General features: G+C 65.6%; 20 protein-coding genes and 1 tRNA gene. 8 read left to right on the forward strand and 13 right to left on the reverse strand.

The genetic code is table 11. The features are described from left to right. Positions 1–643: 643 nt before the first annotated feature. The 3 genes from ACXMDP_RS14145 to ACXMDP_RS14155 form a co-directional block, all read right to left on the reverse strand. Positions 644–1,249: a PIN domain-containing protein gene (locus ACXMDP_RS14145; RefSeq protein ID WP_457766958.1), complete on the reverse strand. Its 606-nt coding sequence runs from the start codon at positions 1,247–1,249 to the stop codon at positions 644–646. Next, on the reverse strand, positions 1,246–1,755 hold the full coding sequence (locus tag ACXMDP_RS14150; RefSeq protein ID WP_457766959.1) for a helix-turn-helix domain-containing protein: 510 nt from the start codon (positions 1,753–1,755) through the stop codon (positions 1,246–1,248). The genes ACXMDP_RS14145 and ACXMDP_RS14150 overlap by 4 nt, the downstream gene beginning before the upstream one ends. A 366-nt stretch (positions 1,756–2,121) precedes the next feature. Beyond that, entirely contained in the window at positions 2,122–3,267 is a 1,146-nt protein-coding gene (locus tag ACXMDP_RS14155; RefSeq protein ID WP_457766960.1) for a hypothetical protein, read from the reverse strand. A 740-nt stretch (positions 3,268–4,007) separates the two neighbouring features. Between ACXMDP_RS14155 and ACXMDP_RS14160 the strand changes: the two genes are divergently transcribed. Further along, positions 4,008–4,391 (forward strand): integrase core domain-containing protein, encoded by a 384-nt coding sequence (locus ACXMDP_RS14160; RefSeq protein WP_259730308.1) that lies wholly within the window; start codon positions 4,008–4,010, stop codon positions 4,389–4,391. A gap of 335 nt (positions 4,392–4,726) precedes the next feature. Here ACXMDP_RS14160 and ACXMDP_RS14165 read toward each other — a convergent pair. The 4 genes from ACXMDP_RS14165 to ftsH form a co-directional block, all read right to left on the reverse strand. After that, positions 4,727–4,799, reverse strand: a tRNA-Ala gene (locus ACXMDP_RS14165). A gap of 85 nt (positions 4,800–4,884) precedes the next feature. Then, positions 4,885–5,529, reverse strand: a complete 645-nt coding sequence (gene lexA, locus ACXMDP_RS14170) for a transcriptional repressor LexA (protein ID WP_259730307.1) — start codon at positions 5,527–5,529, stop codon at positions 4,885–4,887. Positions 5,530–5,701: 172 nt separating this feature from the next. Continuing rightward, entirely contained in the window at positions 5,702–6,685 is a 984-nt protein-coding gene (argF, locus tag ACXMDP_RS14175; protein ID WP_259730260.1) for an ornithine carbamoyltransferase, read from the reverse strand. Between the two features lie 106 nt (positions 6,686–6,791). Next, complete coding sequence (ftsH, locus tag ACXMDP_RS14180) at positions 6,792–8,690, reverse strand: ATP-dependent zinc metalloprotease FtsH (RefSeq protein ID WP_259730259.1); 1,899 nt, start codon at positions 8,688–8,690, stop codon at positions 6,792–6,794. A 108-nt stretch (positions 8,691–8,798) separates the two neighbouring features. On the opposite strand from ftsH, the gene ACXMDP_RS14185 reads away from it, so the two are divergent. The 3 genes from ACXMDP_RS14185 to ACXMDP_RS14195 all read left to right on the forward strand — a co-directional run bounded on the left by ACXMDP_RS14185 (position 8,799) and on the right by ACXMDP_RS14195 (position 10,734). Continuing rightward, the gene (locus ACXMDP_RS14185; protein ID WP_094512638.1) at positions 8,799–9,476 is read left to right on the forward strand and encodes an SOS response-associated peptidase; all 678 of its coding nucleotides are present in this window, start codon (positions 8,799–8,801) and stop codon (positions 9,474–9,476) included. A 74-nt stretch (positions 9,477–9,550) separates the two neighbouring features. After that, entirely contained in the window at positions 9,551–10,357 is an 807-nt protein-coding gene (locus tag ACXMDP_RS14190; RefSeq protein ID WP_259730258.1) for a potassium channel family protein, read from the forward strand. 131 nt (positions 10,358–10,488) lie between these two features. After that, positions 10,489–10,734, forward strand: coding sequence for a Nif11-like leader peptide family natural product precursor (locus ACXMDP_RS14195; protein WP_259730257.1), 246 nt, complete (start codon positions 10,489–10,491; stop codon positions 10,732–10,734). A 77-nt stretch (positions 10,735–10,811) separates the two neighbouring features. On the opposite strand, the gene ACXMDP_RS14200 is transcribed toward ACXMDP_RS14195, so the two are convergent. Both ACXMDP_RS14200 and ACXMDP_RS14205 read right to left on the reverse strand, forming a co-directional pair. Next, positions 10,812–11,081 (reverse strand): hypothetical protein, encoded by a 270-nt coding sequence (locus ACXMDP_RS14200; protein ID WP_144036995.1) that lies wholly within the window; start codon positions 11,079–11,081, stop codon positions 10,812–10,814. Positions 11,082–11,130: 49 nt separating this feature from the next. Further along, complete coding sequence (locus tag ACXMDP_RS14205; protein ID WP_259730256.1) at positions 11,131–11,709, reverse strand: rhomboid family intramembrane serine protease; 579 nt, start codon at positions 11,707–11,709, stop codon at positions 11,131–11,133. A 319-nt stretch (positions 11,710–12,028) separates the two neighbouring features. Between ACXMDP_RS14205 and ACXMDP_RS14210 the strand changes: the two genes are divergently transcribed. The 3 genes from ACXMDP_RS14210 to ACXMDP_RS14220 all read left to right on the forward strand — a co-directional run bounded on the left by ACXMDP_RS14210 (position 12,029) and on the right by ACXMDP_RS14220 (position 13,451). Then, positions 12,029–12,235 carry a hypothetical protein gene (locus ACXMDP_RS14210; protein WP_094512635.1) on the forward strand — a complete coding sequence of 69 codons (207 nt, stop codon included), beginning with the start codon at positions 12,029–12,031 and terminating at the stop codon, positions 12,233–12,235. Between the two features lie 32 nt (positions 12,236–12,267). After that, positions 12,268–12,732 (forward strand): DUF427 domain-containing protein, encoded by a 465-nt coding sequence (locus ACXMDP_RS14215; protein ID WP_259730255.1) that lies wholly within the window; start codon positions 12,268–12,270, stop codon positions 12,730–12,732. Positions 12,733–13,226: 494 nt separating this feature from the next. After that, positions 13,227–13,451: a hypothetical protein gene (locus ACXMDP_RS14220; protein WP_259730254.1), complete on the forward strand. Its 225-nt coding sequence runs from the start codon at positions 13,227–13,229 to the stop codon at positions 13,449–13,451. A gap of 224 nt (positions 13,452–13,675) precedes the next feature. Here ACXMDP_RS14220 and ACXMDP_RS14225 read toward each other — a convergent pair whose 3' ends face one another. Beyond that, complete coding sequence (locus tag ACXMDP_RS14225) at positions 13,676–14,803, reverse strand: fatty acid desaturase (RefSeq protein ID WP_259730253.1); 1,128 nt, start codon at positions 14,801–14,803, stop codon at positions 13,676–13,678. Between the two features lie 370 nt (positions 14,804–15,173). Between ACXMDP_RS14225 and ACXMDP_RS14230 the strand changes: the two genes are divergently transcribed. Next, positions 15,174–15,809, forward strand: coding sequence for a DUF3598 family protein (locus tag ACXMDP_RS14230; RefSeq protein ID WP_259730252.1), 636 nt, complete (start codon positions 15,174–15,176; stop codon positions 15,807–15,809). Here the strand turns inward: ACXMDP_RS14230 and ACXMDP_RS14235 are convergent. From ACXMDP_RS14235 to ACXMDP_RS14245, 3 genes are all read right to left on the reverse strand, one after another. Continuing rightward, complete coding sequence (locus tag ACXMDP_RS14235) at positions 15,796–16,074, reverse strand: DUF427 domain-containing protein (RefSeq protein ID WP_094512630.1); 279 nt, start codon at positions 16,072–16,074, stop codon at positions 15,796–15,798. The two genes, ACXMDP_RS14230 and ACXMDP_RS14235, sit on opposite strands and share 14 nt — an antisense overlap. Before the next feature lie 83 nt (positions 16,075–16,157). After that, positions 16,158–17,687, reverse strand: a complete 1,530-nt coding sequence (locus tag ACXMDP_RS14240; RefSeq protein ID WP_259730306.1) for a peptide ligase PGM1-related protein — start codon at positions 17,685–17,687, stop codon at positions 16,158–16,160. A gap of 17 nt (positions 17,688–17,704) precedes the next feature. Next, a complete protein-coding gene (locus ACXMDP_RS14245; protein ID WP_259730251.1) occupies positions 17,705–18,745 on the reverse strand; it encodes a mechanosensitive ion channel family protein in 1,041 nt (346 codons plus the stop codon). Between the last annotated feature and the right edge of the window lie 22 nt (positions 18,746–18,767).

The raw sequence follows: 18,767 nt of genomic DNA on the forward strand, positions 1-18,767 counted from the left end.
TTGGTTGGTTTGCTGATGCCCGCCCCCAGGACGGCTTCCGCTTGGTCCAAGCGCTCAGGCTCGGGTCACGCCTGACCCACAACTTCAAACCGCTGGCGTTCCATCAGGGTATGCAGCTCCAGACCCTGACCGTTCCCGACTACCGCCGCCGCCTAATTGGCCGTCTGCGCCCTGCTGTGACGGGTTGGCACTATCCCCGGCGCCGGATGACGCGGCTTCCCTTGAAGGTGGTCCGACCCCGAGCGCTCACCACTACTGCGAAGCCTTAAGTGCGTATTGCCACCAGGTTGTTCCGGCCCAAAAGGGGCTGTGGGTGCGTCGTTTGCTCATCGGTGGGAGTCCCTTCTCAAGGGCGGTGCCCCGCCGCAGAGGTTAGCGATGGGGCCTGTCCAGAAATCCAGACCACTTCACTATGCGCTGAGGTCAACGGGGTCGTTCGCGTCCTGAAGAGCGCCAGGGCCGGCAGGCCATCGATCGGCTTTGCCGCTGGACCCCCCAGGGAGGCTGGGCCACAGGTCATACCCGGAGCCCCCGGGCGCAGAAGCAGCTCAGCGAGGGCATCGAGGTTGAGCTGCAGCGGCGGAAGCTTCCTCGGCGGCAAGCCCGAGCCATCGGCCCCCTGGCTCCGAGTCGCTCAGCGAAGCTATGGCGCGGTTGGGTTAGGCAGTCCCAGGAATGTGCGACACTCCTGCGTGAAAGTAGGAGCCTGAGATGTGAGGCCTCTGGAGTTGAGCAACTGCTCCACCGTGGATGTGCGTCTTACAGCAATTCGATTCAGACACTCAACCATCTGACCACGATCAAGGTCAAACAACTCACAAAGGAACCTACTGGGACTGACAACTGTGATTCCGAAGGGCTCTGTTGATGCCCCAGGAAAATCTCTCGTGTTCTGGGTCACTATGAGACTGCATTGACCTGCGATCGCGGCTGCGAGAACATGTCGGTCTTTGTAGTCGCAGGTCAATCCCAGCTCAAGCCCTGAAGGCAAGCTGATGATGGCCTCGGGAAAGGCTTTACGCAGCTCTGCTCCCAAGTGATTGATGTAGGCATCATCTTTTCCCAACTTTCGAAGGTTCCTCCCTAATTCCGCCAAGATCTCATTGGACCAATGCGGACGGTACATACCATCCCAGGCAGCTTCAAGGAGAACGTCACGTAGGACAGGCCCAAACAAAGCACATGTGTCTAACACGACAGGGAAGACGCCCGATGCACCAACGACATTGATGAAGAGAGAAGGCGTCACTCTCGTGTTGTTTCTCCGTAGTCTTCGAAGTAGTCGTAGTTGTCGTCCTCAAGGGCTGCGATCGCTTCCAGAGCTTTTCTGCTCTCGACACGACGGCGCTCGCGAAGATCCTCTACATCACAGAGTTTAAGCCTACGGTGTGATCCAATTTTGCTGAATGGGATCTCACCGGCATCAATCAGTTTATAAAGGTATGGCCTAGAGATGTTGAGGAGTTGAGCGGCTTGTTGAGTCGTCAACAAGGTGTCATTGGGGATCAGTGAAATCTCTTGTCCCTCTTTAAGGTGTTGCAGGACTGCCCGGAGCACTGAATACAGCTCAGCCGGGACTTCTTCGGCCTGACCAGTCGGACCGATTAAACGAAGCGAGCCAGCTGGCGTTCTTAAAGAAAAGTGTCGTACGTAGAACGCAGCCAGTCGAAGCCGTTCTTCAGGGGTTGTGGAGAACCGAGCAACAACGCCTCGGCCTTGGACAAGAGTTTTCTCTGCAGGGGTTTGAGTGGCCACGGCAAGCCACCGCTTTGCGGCGTGATGAAAGGACAGGGACTGGCCCGGGGGGACCAGCAGCGCTGACGAGCGCCTGTTGCAAGTGAAATAAGCGTAACGGCTGGGCGACCGCAAGTGCTCAGCGTGTCCTTGATTCGTAGCAAAGCCGACAGAAGCCAGTTGCTGCAGCGGGTTTGAGGATCCAACAGCCAAGCAGGTCAGGGGCTTTGCCTCCGCCCGGCTGCGGCCAACACCTGCCTCGACCGGCAGAGGCAACCTCTTCAGGAAGGCAGGAGGCTGTAGCTCTGCATGCGGCCATGGATCCCTCCAAGACCCCTGGCCGCATGCAGAGCTCCAGCCTCCTGCCTTACGAAAGGGAGGGGTACGTTAAGGAAGCGATGACAAGGCTGATGGGATAGCAACGGAATACTTCTCGTAGAACTCTTCCCAACCAAGGAGAAGGCATTCCTCCGAGAGCTCGTTTAGCAGATCGATTGTCTCATCGATTGGCAGCTCAAAACGCATCTCAGTGAAACCCTTGTCAATGCCTTCGAGTTCAGGGATAAATCTCGGCAGCTCGAACTCCTTGGTCAGAGCAAGAGCTACTTGTTCAACGGCCCAACAGCACGCACGAGGCAACTTCCGACTATACCAGACTTCGGTGTAGTCTTTCCGTCCTCGGTTGGGAATGTCGAACGCGATTCCGATCTTTTCGCAAACCCCTCGGACTTCGACAAGGTACAGGCATGAGGGGCGTTGTGCGTATTGTGGGTCATCGGCATAGTGCTTGTGGCCCTCTTGCCGGCGGTTATATTTTCCGATCGAGGTCCCAAGTATCCGACCAACTTCTCGTCGATGGCAACCACAGCTCTTTACCGCACCACTACGCAGCTGTGCGCCTGTGCAGATAGCTGTTTTACCGCACTCACACTGAGATAACCATTTCACTTTTCCATGTTTGTCCTTGCCCCACTCGCGGAGGACAGTCAACTTGTTGTGGACATTCCCTGTCTCGACAATCGTGGCACTACCAGGAACAGACTTCAGACACCCGCAGCTGCGTGTGGGGCCGTTGATGTGCATTACGCGAGAGACTGTCGCGGTGAAGTTCTTAGTTCCGCAATCGCAGTCAAAGAACCAGACAGATTTCCCGTTATTGTCGATGTGACTGAACCGAGTGGCGACCAGCCTCCCGAAGCGCTTTCCATCGATGTGCTTACGAGCCCTCCGACTGGCTTTCGCTCTGGCGTCGCAGCCACAGGATTGCTGCTTGCCTTGGGTGAGGTCCGTTACATAGACAGGACGGGTCAGCGTTCCGCAGTCGCACTTGCAGATCCAGGAACTTCCAGGAGCACGCTCCACGACGGCGAGCATGCCGAATCTCTGACCTTCAAGATTATTCTTCTTGCTTTCGAAAAGACATCCGCAGGACTTAGTATCTCCACTGACCAGAGCATCAGCACGAATCAGCTTTTTAGTGCCGCACTCACAGCGGCAGAGCCACTTGTTTGAGCTTCGATCGAACTCAATCACGACAAGCCGGCCAAAGTGCTTGCCAGTGTGGTCAACACGGCGAGGAGGCATTACGGTTTGGCCTCCACCCAACTGCGGCCTCTGCCTGCCTCGGCCAGCACAGGCACCCTCTTCAAGGAAGCGCCGCCGCCTTCAGCCATTGCCTCTTCGAGGAGCCTGGCGGCCATCAGAGCCTCCTCCGCACTTCTGAACAGGATCAGTTCATCATGCACGAAGTTGACCAGCTCTGTCTCGGTGAGTCCGTGCGCCTCGATCTTGTCGACCAGCAGGTAGACCGCCGCTGAGGGGAACTGCAGAACCGGGTGCCTTGCGCAGCACCCCGGCGATGCCCGCCCCTTTGACCAGCCAACAGATTGCGCTGCACATGAGCAAACGACGAACAGGCGATCGCCAGCAGGCGGCTGCCGCGACGGCGGGCATCTCGGTGAGCAGTGGCCGCCGGATCGAGCGTGGCGATCTCCAAACCAGGGCTGCGTCACCGCGCGGCTGGCGCCGACCTGATCCCTTCAAGCCGGTGTGGAAGGCGTTGCTGCTGCCGTTGCTGGAACGCCATCCATCCCTGACACCGACCACGCTGCTGGAGCATCCCCAGGAGCAGAGGCCTGCACAGGACTGGACGCCGCATCTGCGCACGCTGCAGCGGCTTTGGCAGCCGGCAGTGCCAACAGGCGCCAGTGATCCTCCATGCCTACAACGGCAATGCCATGCGTGGAGGCACCTTGGAATCACGGTTGGAGGAGATGGGAGTCCTCCGGTCGTTTTCCAGGCCAAGGGTCTCCAACGACAACACCTACTCAGAGTCCCTGTTCCGAACGGTCAAATACCGGCCCGACAATCCAGGCCGGCCATTCGCCAGCAAAGACGAGGCATGCGAGTGGGTAGCGGCGTTTGTCGACTGGTACAGCCTCCGGCACCGCCAAGCGGCATCAAATTCGTGCCGCCCCACCAGCGCCACAGTGGAGCCGCCAAGGACATTTGCCAGCAGCGAGTCGAGGTCTACGAGAAAGCCCGGCGAGCAAATCCAACATGCTGGGGCCGAAACACGCGCTGCTGGCACCAAACCGAGGAAGTGTGGATCAACAAGCCACCAGAAGAGCCGAAACCAATCCAGGCTCTATCCTTAATTCAGGCCGCCTGAGTGGCAGCCAAGGAGTGACATCTTCCCTGAAAGTCACCGTTCCGCCGGGGCATTTTGTTGGCGATCAGCGGGCAAAGGCTGAATAGAGTGCTGAAGTAGTGGCCTCTGATACCCGCCTGTAGCTGCTGGCATTGAGGGCAAGCCTGAGCCCCATGGCCTAGTTCGGCTGAAGGATCTGGTACTTGGCGTGTAGCTGCTGGTGATGGCGCGACGACCGGGTGCGCTTTACACACGCTTTTACACACGTTGTGGCTTCAGCGCCCTTCGCTGGGCAGCTCTAGAAACAAGAAAACCCCAGACTAGGCCGGGGTTTTCAGGGGATGGAGCCAAGCGGACTCGAACCGCTGACCCCCTGCATGCCATGCAGGTGCTCTACCAGCTGAGCTATGGCCCCATTGGGCTCACGCCGATGCTCGAAAGCCCCGCCGTTTTGCCTCGAAAAGCTTACACCGCAGGCTGACTGGCCCCCGGCAGCGGCCTCACACCTGGCGCCAGACGGCCACCAGCCGGCCCTGAACCGTGACCTGATCGGCGTCCAGCACGATCGGAGCGTAGGCCGGGTTGGCCGCCTCCAGCCGCACCTGGTGCCCCACCCGCTGGAAGTGCTTGAGGGTGGTGCCGCTGCCTGGCACCAGCGCCGCCACGATCGTGCCCGGCTTCAGCCGGGCCGGGTCGGCCACCGGCTCCATCAGCACCACATCGCCGTGGTCGATGTGGGCGTCCACCATGCTGTCGCCGTTCACGGTGAGGGCGAACAGGCCGCGGGTGTCGAGCACGGGCTGCAGGTCGAGCCGCTCCTCGTTGTCGTGGAAGGGCTCCACCAGCCCGCCCGCCGCCACCGAGCCCAGCACCGGAATCCCCGGACGCTGGCCGCCCAGCAACTGCAGGGTGCGGGCCTGGCCCTCCTGCCAGGTGATCCAGCCTTTCTGCTGCAGGTGCCGCAGGCGGCTCTGGATCGGCGCCGGGGAGCGCAGCCCCATGGCCTCCATCATCTGGCGGATCGAGGGGCTGTGGCGGTGTTCACCGATGTAGCCGGCGAGCCAGTCGAACAGTTCCTGCTGGGCGCTGGTGAGCTCGCCCTGGGGGCCGTTCTCGCCGCCGGAGCCGGCAGGGGCCAGCGGCAGCGGGGCGCCGAACGGGGCGCGCGAGGGGTTGGAGCGCGATGGGCCAGAACGGGACGGGGCGGAGCGGGGCACCATGGGCAAGGTCACAGTTGCCGGTCAGTACATTTGTGCCATCGATCGGCGCACTTGTCCAGTCCCTGGCCTGGTTTTGGTGCGGTTCGCCGGCCTGCGATCAGCCCGCCACGCCCCCCAGCAGCGCCGCCAGCAGCGCCTGCTGCACATGCAGGCGGTTCTCCGCCTGGTCGAACACGCGGCTGGCGCTGCCTTCAATCACACCGGCGCTGATCTCCTCGCCCCGGTGGGCCGGCAGGCAGTGGAGCACGATCGCGCGCGGATCGGCTTCCGCCAGCAGGTTTTCATCAAGGCAGAAGCCGGCGAAGGCCTGCTCGCGCTGGCGCTGCTCCTGCTCCTGCCCCATCGAGGCCCACACATCGGTGTAGAGGCCATGGGCGCCGCGTACCGCCGCCACCGGATCGTGGCTCACCTCAATGCTGCTGCGGCTGCCCGCCAGCTGCCGGGCATGGTCGAGCACCTGCGCCGACGGCTCGAAGCCCGGCGGGCAGCCGATCCGCACGTTCACCCCCAGCAGCGCGCCGCAGAGCAGCAGCGAGTGGGCCACGTTGTTGCCATCGCCCACGTAGGCCAGGGTGAGGCCGGCAAGGCCATCCGCCGCCGCACGGCTGCTAGAGCCACTGCCGCAGAAGGCCTCCTGCAGCGTCAGGTAGTCGGCGAGGGCCTGGCAGGGGTGCTCCAGATCGGTGAGGGCATTGATCACCGGAATCGAGGCCCAGTGCGCGTACTCCTCCAGCTCGCTCTGGGCAAAGGTGCGGATGGCCAGGGCGTCCACGTAGCGGCTCAGCACGCGGGCGGTGTCGGCGATCGGTTCGCCGCGCCCCACCTGGGTGACAGCCGGGTTGAGGTCGAGGGTCTGGCCGCCGAGGCGGGCCATCGCCACTGAAAAACTCACCCGCGTGCGGGTGGAGGCCTTCTGGAAGATCAGCCCCAGCACTTTGCCGCCGAGATCGATGCGTTGCTCACCGCGCTTGAGCGCCGCCGCCAGCCGCAGCAGCTCCAGCGTCTGGTCCCCGTTGAGGTCGGCTGAGGAGAGCAGGTCGTGGCCTTGGAGCGGGTTCAGGGCGGCGAAGGAGAACGCCATCGGCCCACGGCAAACAACACTTATGCGAGATCAACCCCCCTGACGTCAAGGGGGGAGATCCCGCTGGTGGTGGGTGCGCCGGTGCTGGTGCGGCTACTGGCCGGGCTCAGGCGGGAACCGGCACCGGCTCGGCGAAGGCGGCGTCCTCAGGCATCACGCTGGAGGAAAGCAGCTGCTTGAGCTCGTCGCCTTCGATCACCTCTTTCTCGAGGATCTTGGCGGCGATGTCCTCCAGCAGGCCGCGGTTCCCCTTGAGGATCGCCAGCGCCCGTTCATGGGCCCGGTCCACCAGGCTGCGCACCTCGCGGTCGATCGCCACCGCCGTGGAATCGCTCACCACCCGGCGGGGGTTGCTGCCGTTGCCGAGGAAGCGGTTGCCGCCCTGCTTGTCGTAGGCCAGGGGGCCGAGCGTGTCGCTCATGCCGTAGGTGCCCACCATCTGCTCGGCGATATCGGTGGCGCGCTGCAGGTCGTTGGCGGCGCCGGTGGTGATTTCACCGAACACCACCTCCTCGGCGGAACGGCCGCCCAGCAGGGTGGCGATCTGGCCTTCGAGGTCTTCCTTGGAATTGAGGAAGCGCTCTTCCTGCGGCAGCTGCAGGGTGTAGCCGAGTGCCGACATGCCGCGCGGCACGATCGAGATCTTGGCCACCTTGGCGCCGCCGGGCATCAGGTGCCCCACGATGGCGTGGCCCACTTCGTGGTAGGCCACCACCCGCTTCTCGTCGTCCTGCAGGACGCGGCTGCGCTTCTCGAGGCCCGCCACCACCCGTTCGATGGCTTCGTTGAGGTCGCCCTGTTCCACCGAGGTCCGCTTGACCCGTGCCGCCAGCAGGGCCGCTTCATTCACCAGGTTGGCCAGGTCGGCACCGGCGAAGCCGCTGGTGGCCTGGGCGATCTTGTCGAGATCGACGCCAGGGGCCAGCTTCACCTTGTCGGCGTAGATCTCCAGGATCGTCTTGCGGCCGGAGAGGTCGGGGCGGTCGACCAGCACCTGGCGGTCGAAGCGGCCGGGCCGCAGCAGGGCCGCATCCAGAGTTTCCGGCTGGTTGGTGGCTCCCACCACGATCACCGGCTTGTCCTTGGAGGTGAAGCCATCCATTTCGGTGAGCAGCTGGTTGAGGGTCTGCTCGCGTTCGTCGTTGCCCCCCACCACGCCCATCGAGCCACCCCGGCTCTTGCCGATGGCATCGAGTTCGTCGATGAAGATGATGCAGGGCGCCTTCTGCTTGGCCTGCTCGAACAGATCACGCACGCGGGCGGCACCGGCACCCACGAACAGCTCCACGAATTCCGAGCCGGAGATGATGAAGAACGGCACGCCGGATTCACCCGCCACTGCCTTGGCCAGGAGGGTTTTGCCGGTACCCGGAGGGCCCACCAGCAGCACCCCTTTGGGGATGCGGGCGCCGATCTCCACATAGCGCTCAGGGGTCTTGAGGAAGTCGACGATCTCGGAGAGCTCGGCCTTGGCTTCATCCACGCCGGCCACATCCGCGAAAGTGACGCGGGATTCCTCATCCGGCACGTAAACGCGGGCCTTGGATTTTGTGAAGCTGAGCGCGCCCTGGGCACCGCCACCGCCCATCGAACGGCGGGCAAAGAACTGCAGCACCACGATGAAGATCAATGGCGGCACCACCCAGCTCAACAGGGTGGTGAAGAAGCTGGGGCGCTTGGGTGGCGCAGCGGCGAATTCCACCCCTTTCTGCTCCAGGCGCTGGGGCAGGTCCATGTCGAAGATCGGCGTGGTGGCCAGCACCGACGGCGATCCCTCAGGGGCGTTGCTCAGCTCATAGCGGATCTGATCCTGGGTGATGAAGGCACGTTTGACATTGCCGTCATTGACCTGGTCGATGAACAGGGAATAGGGGACGCGCGGCACCTGGGTGGCCGGGTTCGGCAGGAAGTTGCTGAACAGCAGCAACATGCCGAAGCCGATCAGCACCAGGTTGATGATGCTGAAACGGCGGTTCGGCTTGTTCTCGTCCTGACGGAGGGCCATCGCCTGAAGATGCAGTGGAGCCAAGCTAAGCGGCCCTCCTGAGGCAACGGCCCCTGCACCGGGGGGTGACAACCGAACGTGACCTGACCCGCCTCGACGTGTAACGCCATGTGTGGCCGCTACTCCCTCACCAGCGATCTCGACCGCCTGCTGCCAAGGCTCGGCGGTCGCCTGCCGGCGGATCTGGCGGCCCATCACGCCGCCCGGCCCGAGGTGCGCCCGGGCGAGCCGGTGCTGGCCCTGCGACAGGAGCACGGCGTGATCGGCGCCGCCCTGCTGCTCTGGGGCCTGCTGCCGGAATGGGCCAAGGACCCGCTCGGGGCGCCGCGGCCGATCAACGCCCGCGCCGAGACGGTGGCGGAGAAGGCCTCCTTCCGCGGCGCCTGGCGCCACCGCCGCTGCCTGTTGCCCGCCGACGCGTTCTACGAATGGAGCGGCCCGAAGGGACGGCGCCGGCCCTGGCGGATCCACCGCCGCGATCAGCAGCTGTTCTGGCTGGCGGGGGTGTGGGACCGCTGGATCGGCCCTGACGGCAGCGAGGTGGAGAGCTGCTGCGTGCTCACCACCGCGCCCAATGCGCTGATGGCGCCGATCCACGACCGCATGCCGGTGATCCTTCCCGACGGCCTGGAGGAAGCGTGGCTGGCGCCCAGCGATGGCGCGGGGCTGCGGGCCCTGGAGCCGCTGCTGCGCGGCTGGGAGCCGGAGGCCTGGCAGGCGGATCCGCTCGGGACTGACACCAGGGAGACCGGCAGAGCGGCAGCGCAGCTGGATCTGTTCGGCTGAGCGCTGGCCGGGGCTGCTGCTGCTGGTTTCGCTGCTGCCGTCGACACAATGGGTGGCCCGCTGCGGTTGCGCCCTTGTTCGCTCCGGCCTTCCGGCATGACCCCAGCGCGCTGCTGCGCCTGGAACGTCGCCTGCGCTTCTACCCCGCCTTGCTGCTGCTCACCGTGCTGGTGATGGCGAGCTTCGCCCTGCCGATGGAATGGCGCCCGCTCGGCGCCCTCGGCTACGGCCTCACCCTGCTGCTGCTCGTGGTGGCCCTGGGCGGACCGATCCGGCTCGCGGGGCGGCCCTGCCTCAGCAATCTGCTTTACCGCCTGCTGGGCCTCTCGGTCCTGATGGTGCAGGGGCTGTGGTCGTTTGCCCCCGCCGGCGAGCAGCGCAGCGGGCTGCCGCTGCTGGTGATGGTCACGGTGTTCATCACCTGGAGCGTGCTGCGGCTGCTGGCGCTGCTGGCACTGGAGCCCACGGTGGAGCGGCGGGTGCTGATGGGCGCCGTGGCCGGCTACCTGCTGCTGGGCCTCACCGCCGGTCTGCTGATGACGATCCTCGAGACGATCGTGCCCGGCAGCTTCACGGCGCTGGATGCCTCGACGGAGCTGCTCGGGCCGATCACCTCGGCCGAGATGCAGAAGCTCATCTGGCAGCTCGATTTCGTGCGGCTCAACTATTTCGCCTTCGTCTGCCTCACCACCGTGGGCTTCGGGGACATCGCCCCCCAAACCCCGCAGGCGCAGATGCTCACGATCAGCTTCTGCGTGATCGGCCCCACCTACATGGTCCTGGTGCTGGGCTTGCTGATCAACCCCTCCAATTCCGCCGAGGCGCAGGAGGTGGCGGAAGCGCTCAGGCAGCTCAAGGCCGGTCGCCCGCCGTCGCCCTGAGGGTTGCGGGCTTGCCGCTCGCCATCGAACTGAAGGTTCCCGGCTGGCCGCTTGCCGGAGGCCTGAGTGCCTCGGTCGGCCGATTCTTTTGGCAGCGATCCGTTAGGACAGAGCCGATCCGCCCGGACACCGTGAGCCTCGCCCAACTCGATGCCTTCCTGGCTCACGCCCGCCGCACTCCGGCCCTGCAGGCGCGCCTGGCTGAACCGCTGGAGCTGGAGGCGTTCCTCGCCCTGGCCTCTCAGGAGGGTTACGCGGTGGAGGAGCGCGACGTGCTCGCCGCGCGCGAACGCGATGAGTCGCAATGCAGCGCCGCTGAACTGCAGCAGCGGGCTGGCGCCGATGCCCGCCGCCTGCGCAGCTTCATCCTCGGCTAAGCGGCCGCTCACGAACCAGAGCTGCTGGCACGTCGCGGCTGCGCCGGGTTGGGGCGGGTAAGCGGTTCAACGAACGGTCAGCGGACCTGAGTGGCGGGTGGCCACTCCTGGGGGCGATCGGCGCTCACCTGTGCCAGGTAGGCACTCACCAGCAGCAGGCCGAGCGGCAGCGTCCAGCGCCACGACCGCAGCCGGGAGAGCCCGCCCAGGCGTGGCAGACCGGAGCGGGGAGCACCGCCGCGGCTGGCGTTCGGGCCCAGCGGCAGGCTGCAGTTACCGCACACCATGCGTCCGGCCAGGCTGCGGTCCCTTCGCACACTCCAACTGCCGCAGCGGGGGCAGGACATCAGAACAAGCGCAGAGTCGAAGGGGAAAGGGCATTGCGAAGGACAGGCCCTAAAGCCTCGGTCCTGGTGCGGGCTCCCGGTAGATCGCCCCAGCCGCCAGTATGCCGCCTGCGAATCCGGACGCATGGCCGATCCAGCTCACTCCCGGTGGGGAGAAGAGGGGTATCAGGCTCGGCAGCAGGCCGCCGTAGCTCACCAGGCTGAACAGCGACAGGGCCAACACCAGCGGGCGCTTCTCCAGAAAACCGATCACCAGCAGATAGCCCAGCAGGCCGAACACCACCCCCGAAAGGCCATGGCTGCCATTGGGCCAGAGCAGCCACACCGGAATGGCGGTGGCGTACACCCCGAGCCACACCGCCAGGTAGTCGCGCCAGCTCTTCAGCAGCACCAGCCAGGACAGCGGCAGGAACCAGAGGGTGTTGCCGATCAGGTGGCCGAAGCCGCCGTGGCTGAACGGCGCCGTGAGCACGCCCATAAACGAGCCACCGGGCTGCATCGGCAGGTTCCACTGGCCGCCGAAGAAGATCTGGTCGATCAGCTCCTGGCCCCAGGGCACCGCCACCACCAACAGCGGCAGCCAGAAGGTCTGCTGCAGTTTGACCATCACACCGGAGCCGTTCGCCATCAGCGGCAGCCGCGGGAGAAACGGCGGGCGAAGGCATGAGCGGAGAGATGGCCTGGGGCCGGCTGCAGCCCCGGCAGGATTGGAAGCGGCATCGTTAGCCAACGCTCCTTGGCGCGTCCGACGCTATCGGGTAGGGGCGCCTGGGGCGGGCCGGCTGGGCGGGCTGCCCAGACTTGACCAGCGTTGCCATTGTTTTTCTCGAAGTTGGGAGTTTCCCCGGAACGTCATGGCCGCTCCTGCTTCCTCCAACAACCCCTCGTTCAAGGATCCGCTGGCTCCATCCCCATCTCCACCTTTGTCCCCGCTCACGCCCCCTCCTATGGGCGCCGAGCCCCAGCAGCGTCAGGGGTCGATTCGGTTTCCGCTCGCCTGGATGGGCTCGCTGGTGGTGGTGGACGGCAGCTTCCTGCTGGCTGCCGCCGCCATTCACCAGCCAGGCTGGGCCAGTGCCGTGTTGGTGATCGCGGCGGTGATCAACGTGCCGCTCTTCCTCGGCGCGCTGCTGCTGCTGCGGGGCAAGTTCTGAGCCATCACACTGACGGGAGCACAGCCAGGACCATGGAGCGCGTCGCTGACTATCCCCGTCCCCCCGCCCTCGTGGCGAGCACAGCCCATGTGGAAGTGCAGGCCCTGGGCAGGCGGCTCGCCGACAGCCACCGCTCCCTGCTGGTGAAGGAAACCTTCCATCCCCCCACGGTCTACCTACCACCGGAGGCCGTGGAGCTGGAGCTGCTGGAGGCGGTGCCGGGCCGCAGCTTCTGCGAGTGGAAGGGGCTGGCCACCTACGTGGATGTGGTGCTGGACGAGCGGCGCCTGCGCCGTGCCGGCTGGACCTACACAGATCCCACGCCGGCGTTCCGTGAACTGGCCGGCTGGTTCAGCTTCTATCCGGCCCTGATGGACGCCTGTTTCCTCGATGGTGAGCAGGTGACGCCGCAACCCGGAGGCTTCTACGGTGGCTGGATCACCTCGCAGGTGTGCGGCCCGTTCAAGGGAGATCCACGGCACCCAGAGCTGATCTGATTGGATCTGATTGGATCTGATCTGCCCGGGCCCCCCACCAGCAGCCGATCCGATCCGGAGCATTGTGGAATTCCCTTGAAGGTGTACGGTGAGGTGTCGGCCGAAGCTCCGCGAGGGGCCGATTCATTCAACGGTTTGTTTCAGCGGCTTCCTCCAAGCTGGCTCAACCCACCTGTTTCATCGCCTGGCTTCAGCGCCAGGCAAGAGCTGCATGGCTTTCCGGGATTCCGGTCTTCCTCTGCTCATGGTCAATCCGGCTCCGGCCTTCCTCCCTTGATGGCCCTTTCTCACCCAGCGCGTGAGGCGGCTTGTTCGGTGACTGGATCCAACGGCGCCTCGTGGCCGGATCCGGTGTTTCTGCGTCAAGCCCGGGCTTTCTGGGTCCGTGCCGTGCTTGCTCCTTGCTCCTGGGCGTTTCCACGCCCCGCTTTGTCACTTCATCCAACGTTCTTGACCCGTTTTCCTTGACTCGTTTTTTCGTGCCCACTGTTTCCATGACCATCACCACCTTGCCCACCACCACCAGCCCGGCGACACGTACCACCCGATCGGCCCGCCGCCAGGTAGTGCCGGCCCCGGCCGCCACCAGCGCCCTGTTCTGCTGCATTGATCGCGCCAGCCACTTCGCCGGCCTGGCCTCCATGGCCTCGAAAGCGCGTCGCAGCAAGGAGCGCGCCCACCAGCCACTCAGCTGGGCTGAGCTGCTCGGCGAGCGCTGAGCACCGAGCACATCCTCCGAAACGGGCGCCGTTATCGGCGTCCAGAGGAATCAAGGAGCCACGCCCTGGTGCCGGGATCAATCAACGCGATTGGCGCCCAAGCAATGCCGTCAGCCTGACAGCGTCGGGTTGCTGAACCAATCATTTTCTGAAGCCCGGCCCGGGGGTTGAGGCCGACGCCGTCGTTCGGGCTGACGCCCTGACCCTGAGGGAGGTGCCCCCCCTCAGGCCCTTGCCTCAATCACTGGAGCCTGTGGCCCGGCGGCGCCGGCCAACGCTTCCGCGAGGGCGGCCGCCACCGACTGCAGGCGATCACGGTTGCGATCCCACAGGACGAACTTGAAGCAATCCGGTATGTCGCGGATGTGCAGAACCTGGGCGTGTTTCAGGTGCTCTGCGTTGCGTTCGTGGCAGGCCCGCAGGCGGTAGTTCGGGATCGTTTCGCAGAGGTGATGGATGTTGTGGAAGCCGATGTCGGCGGTGAACCAGTTCAGGATCGGCGGCAATAACAAAAGGCTCGTGCCATCGAGAGCGCCGGTTAAGCCACTCCAGCCCTCGGTGCGATGGGCATAGGAGGTTTCGAAGTTGTGCTGCACGAAGAAGATGCAGATGAACAGCGCCGCCGAGCAGGCCATCACAATCGAATACACACTCCAGAAACGTCCGGCCCCCAGCCAACGGGAGAGCAGCACCCAGCCGCTGATCACGCAGATGTTGTTGAGCAGGAGATCAACAAACTGGGAAGAGGAATACCAGTGCTTTGAGGTGTGGGTGCTGAGCAGTTTGTTCAGGGGCGTGCGCGGGTTCTGGCGCCAGGTGCGCGCCGCATGGCGCAGCGCATCCACACTGCCAAGCAACAGGGCCACGCGGGGCTTGATCACCAGATAGAAGAAGCCACCGGGAAAGAGCATCAGCGGGTGACGCAGAAACTGGTAAAAACGCTGCTGGCCGGCTGAGAGGTTGAGGAATTCGTCTACCGAAATCAGCGCCGATGGGCCGCGGTAGAGCTCCCAGTTGCCGTTGTGGCGGTGGTGATAGGCGTGCCCTTCCGACCAGGGATGCTGCGGAATGGCATTGATCACACCCAGCAGGAAGCCCGCGCCCCGGTTCATCCAGGCGGTGCGGAAAAGCGAGCGGTGGCCGCAATCGTGCATCAGCGAAAAGCACCGCCCGGAGAACAGCACCATCACCACCAGCAACGGGGCGCACAGCCAAGGCTGACCTGCTGCCAGCAGCCTCATCACCAGCGCCCACAGCAACAGGTAGGGCACCACGGTGTTGACCAGCTGCCAGGCAGCGATGCGGTCGTCGCTGCGGCAATAGGGGGTGAGGATGAAATCGGAGCGGCGCACGCGGCGGGATGGCAGGGCCTGGCCTGCTTGTGGCTGGGCGGCAACAGAAGGCCTGCTCTGCGCAGCCGCAGCACGTGACCTCGGGCCCGGCGCATTGGCGCCAGGTTGGGTGGAAGCGGTGACGAACGGGGTCATCGTTGGGGGGCGGCTGCCGCCGAAGCCGTGGGGGGACGGAGAAGGGGGCTGCAGGTCAGCAGCAGTTGAAGGCTCAGGCGCGGGCCTCGGAATCACGATGATTCCCCGATGGTAGGCAGGCCTGCTGCGTAACGAAGCCACCAGCCATGGCCGCACCACGGCGCAGGCCATTCAGTGCCGCCACTCACGCGGCCAGCGCCGCGCTTGCCAGCATGGGTGGCCTCATCAGCGCCCCATGCTCCGATCGCAGCGCCAGATCCTTCTCGATGCCAGCGCCGGGCTGTGGGAGGGCACCTTCATCCGGCTGGATGGTGCAGGGATCGAAGCTGAGCGCTTTCCCACCGGACTGGAGGTGCGGGAGGTGGACGGCAACGTGGAGGCCGCCCTCACCTACCGCCACACCGGCCGGGTGGCCACGATGCGGTTTGAGGAGCCTCCCGCCGAGATGGAGATCTCCCCACAGGGGCACTGGAGCCTCGGCCCCGACAAGGTCGGCCCCTGGAGCTGTCTCACCGAGCTCTGCCTCGTGCACGGCGAGCGGCGCCGGCGGGTGGTGGTGCGGCACGGCGCCGAGCGCCTCGAAGCCGTGGTGCTGGTGGTGGAAGCCCGCCCCGGCATCCAGGAGGAGGCGCCGGCAGCGCCCCATCGGGTGCGTCGCCAGCCCGCCGGCGGCAGCCGGGAGCTCTGGCAGCTGGAGGCGAACCTGCAGCTGGAAACCACCAACCCGCGCCTGCCGGGTGAACCGCTGATCACGGAACTGCGCTGGACGCCGGAGCCAGGGCTGGTCCACCACCTGCAGCGGGCCTACGGCCCCCACGGGCTGCCGCTGCCCCAGCTGCCCGCGTTGGCTTCAGCGTTCAGGCCACGCTGACGCCCTTCCAGAAGGCCACCCGTCCGGCGATCTCCTCCGCGGCTGGCTTGGGCGACGGGTAGAACCAGGCGGCATTGACGTTCACCTGGTCTCCCACCACCACGTCGTAGTAGTGGGCTTCCCCCTTCCAGCCACAAACGCTGCGGTGCGTGGAGGGGCGGAAGCATTCCGGCCGCAGGGCCTGCGGCGGGAAGTAGGCATTGCCTTCGAGCTTGACGATGTCGTCACTGGAGGCGATCACGCAGTCGTTCCAGCGGGCTTCCATGGAAAAGGCACAGGGATGCTCCATTTTCGGGCCTTTCGCAGAGGGTTGTCGCGCCGGGCCGCGCTGCCGCTGATGTGGCCACCTCAGCGTGTGCCGGGGTGTGGCTCCCGCCGCAGCGCCTGCGCGCCCTGCATCAACCGCTCGGCTGTGGCCTGGTAGAGGCGACTGGCTTCGGCGGCGTCATGGCCGATGCAAGTCATGCCGAGCTTGCCGTACTGGGACAGGCAACCCAGCAGGTGGAACAGGCTGCCGCGCAGCTCCGCGGGATCGAAGTGCAGCCCCGCCACGGCCACGATGTCGATCAGGTCGATCGGCAACAGACCGCGCAGGCGGGCATCGCAAAGGTTGTCGGTGGCCACATAGCAGAGCTCCTGGCCCGTGGGCGAATGGAACACGCCACTGACCGGATCGATCCTGCCGTTGGTGGCGTAGCGCAGGGCCATGAACGGATGGGTGGTGCCCCCTTTGCGCAGGTTCACCTCGATCGCCTGCACATCCCACTGCTCAGCGAAGCGGCGGGCGATGAAATCCACCGCGAAGCGCTCCAGCGCGCCCTCCTGCGCAAGCGCTTCCCCCACCGCCCGCCCATGGCGCAGCAGCGCCTCCCGGTAGGCGGTGTCGGCGGGGAAGCGGCAGCCCTGATAGGTCTGCCCGTTCAGACCGCCGAGGATCTGCTCGTGGGTGGAGAGCATCTCCACCTGCCCGCCCGGGTGGATCGTGCCCTGCACGCTGGGTGAGCTGAGCGCCTCTCCCCCCTGCAGCCAGGCCTCCACCAGGGCCCCCTGCTCCACCAGCAACTGCTGCCACTGGGGCGGCGGCATCGGCAGCACCTCCAGCACCTGACGCAGCAGCCGGCGCCGTTCGCCGCCACTGCGTTCCGCCAGCTGCAGCGGCCCCAGCTCCAGCGGGGCGTTGCCTTCGCCACTGAAGCCTTCGTTCAGCTTCACCACCACCCGCTCCAGATCCGGATGGGCCTCCCACAGGGCAGCGGTGGCCTCGCTGAGGGCGTCGAGATCGTGCACCAGCGCGCTGCCGGCCGGATGGGGCACCCCGCAGCGGCGGAACAGCTCGCGGCTGCCCGCCTTGCTGCCCCAGCGCCCCAGGCCGGGATCGGTGCCCAGCAGCGGTACCTGCAACCGCACCGAGAGTTCCTTCTCCAGTGGCGTCACGTTGAAGCAGGTCATGAAACTGCGGCCTGGCCGCAGCCGCTCGCGGATGCGCTGCAGCAGGGCGGGCCGCTCCAGCAGTTTCTGGGTGAGGGGCCGCGGCGAGGCGTCGTCGGTGTCGAACAGCTGCAACCGGCGCCGGGCGTGGGAGGCGGGCACCCCCGGCAGCAGCTCCAGCACCGCATCCACCACCAGATCGGGCAGCAGCTTGCTGGTGAGGTACACGGCCTGGACGCCGGGATGCCGCAGGCTGATCAGCGAGAACAGCTGCCGCTCCTCGTAGTGGTGAGCGCCGGCCACCAGATCGATCTGGTTCTGGTCCAGGCTCAACGACGGCACCACCAGCAGATCGCAGCCCTGGGGATCGAGGCCATCGCTGGCGCCCACATCCAGCGCCCCCCAGGCGGGCCGCAGCTGCTGTTGGAGTTCCTCGAAGGTGAGCGGCATGGTGGGAGGGCAGCGGCTCAAGTCTTGAGCAGGGAGTGGAGCGGAGCTGGCATCTGGGCACCGTGCTCCTCCACCACCCGGCCGATCTGCAGCAGCAGCCGTTGCTGCAGGTCCCAGGCAGTGGCCATGTCGCCATCGCTGGCGTGGCAGAGCAGCCGCAACTGCAGGCTGGACTCGCCGTAGCCCACGAAGTGCACCGCCAGGGTCTTGTCGTGATCGATGGCGGGATCGGCGGCCAGCTGGTGCTGCAGGGCGTTGATGATCGCCTCCAGCACAGGGCGATCTTCGTAGCGCACGCCGAAATCGATCCAGATCCTGCGGTTATCGATGCGGGCGATGTTGATCACCGGCTGGGTGGTGAACAGGCCATTGGGAATGAACACCGGTTGCCGCTCGGGATCGCGCAGCTGGGTGTAGAACCAGCCGATCTGAACCACGGTGCCGGTCAGCTCTTCGGAGGGGATGCGGATGAAATCCCCCACCACGAAGGGGCGGTTGATGTAGAGGCTGATGCCGCTGAGGGCGTTCTCCACGATCGTCTTGGCGCCGAAGCCGAGGGCCGCCGCCCCGAAGCCGCCGGCGGTGGCGAGCAACGCCGTGGGGGTGCCGAGCAGCCGCAGCAGCTCCAGGGTGATGATCACCGCCACCAGAATCGCGATCAGCTTGTCGGCCAGGTCGAACAGGAACAGGCGGTCGCGCTCGGGCAGGTTCGGGAACACCTGCTTGGAGTAGGTGTCCACCCGGCGCAGCAGCTCCCCCTTGCAGCGCAGCACCGTCCAGACCAGGCCGATCACGATCAGCCCGTCGCGCACCTCCAGCCCGCCGCGCGGCAGCGGCAGCAGCTCGGTGCCGATCAGCGTGGCCACCCACCAGCCCACGCTGGCCAGCAGGATCGTCAGGCAGAGGCTGAGCCGGCTGCGCATCAGCAGGGCCCGGGCCAGGGAATCCCGCCGCAGGCGTGTGCCGATCAGCTGCAAGGCCACCCACACCGCCACCGCCAGCAGCAGGCCGGCGATCGGTATCGGGAAGCGGGGGGGCAGCAGGGCAGGCACCGGCATGGCGGCCGTGGTGGCTGCCCGA

Source organism: Cyanobium sp. ULC065, from assembly GCF_977927515.1.

Bases quoted from the DNA above. Each gene is read 5' to 3' on its own strand.
- ACXMDP_RS14160 (WP_259730308.1), top strand. From the start codon at position 4,008: ATGGGAGTCCTCCGGTCGTTTTCCAGGCCAAGGGTCTCCAACGACAAC.
- argF (WP_259730260.1), bottom strand. From the start codon at position 6,685: ATGGCGTTCTCCTTCGCCGCCCTGAACCCGCTCCAAGGCCACGACCTG.
- ftsH (WP_259730259.1), bottom strand. From the start codon at position 8,690: ATGGCCCTCCGTCAGGACGAGAACAAGCCGAACCGCCGTTTCAGCATC.
- ACXMDP_RS14185 (WP_094512638.1), top strand. From the start codon at position 8,799: ATGTGTGGCCGCTACTCCCTCACCAGCGATCTCGACCGCCTGCTGCCA.
- ACXMDP_RS14200 (WP_144036995.1), bottom strand. From the start codon at position 11,081: ATGTCCTGCCCCCGCTGCGGCAGTTGGAGTGTGCGAAGGGACCGCAGC.
- ACXMDP_RS14205 (WP_259730256.1), bottom strand. From the start codon at position 11,709: ATGGCGAACGGCTCCGGTGTGATGGTCAAACTGCAGCAGACCTTCTGG.
- ACXMDP_RS14210 (WP_094512635.1), top strand. From the start codon at position 12,029: ATGGGCGCCGAGCCCCAGCAGCGTCAGGGGTCGATTCGGTTTCCGCTC.
- ACXMDP_RS14215 (WP_259730255.1), top strand. From the start codon at position 12,268: ATGGAGCGCGTCGCTGACTATCCCCGTCCCCCCGCCCTCGTGGCGAGC.
- ACXMDP_RS14220 (WP_259730254.1), top strand. From the start codon at position 13,227: ATGACCATCACCACCTTGCCCACCACCACCAGCCCGGCGACACGTACC.
- ACXMDP_RS14230 (WP_259730252.1), top strand. From the start codon at position 15,174: ATGCTCCGATCGCAGCGCCAGATCCTTCTCGATGCCAGCGCCGGGCTG.
- ACXMDP_RS14235 (WP_094512630.1), bottom strand. From the start codon at position 16,074: ATGGAAGCCCGCTGGAACGACTGCGTGATCGCCTCCAGTGACGACATC.
- ACXMDP_RS14240 (WP_259730306.1), bottom strand. From the start codon at position 17,687: ATGCCGCTCACCTTCGAGGAACTCCAACAGCAGCTGCGGCCCGCCTGG.
- ACXMDP_RS14245 (WP_259730251.1), bottom strand. From the start codon at position 18,745: ATGCCGGTGCCTGCCCTGCTGCCCCCCCGCTTCCCGATACCGATCGCC.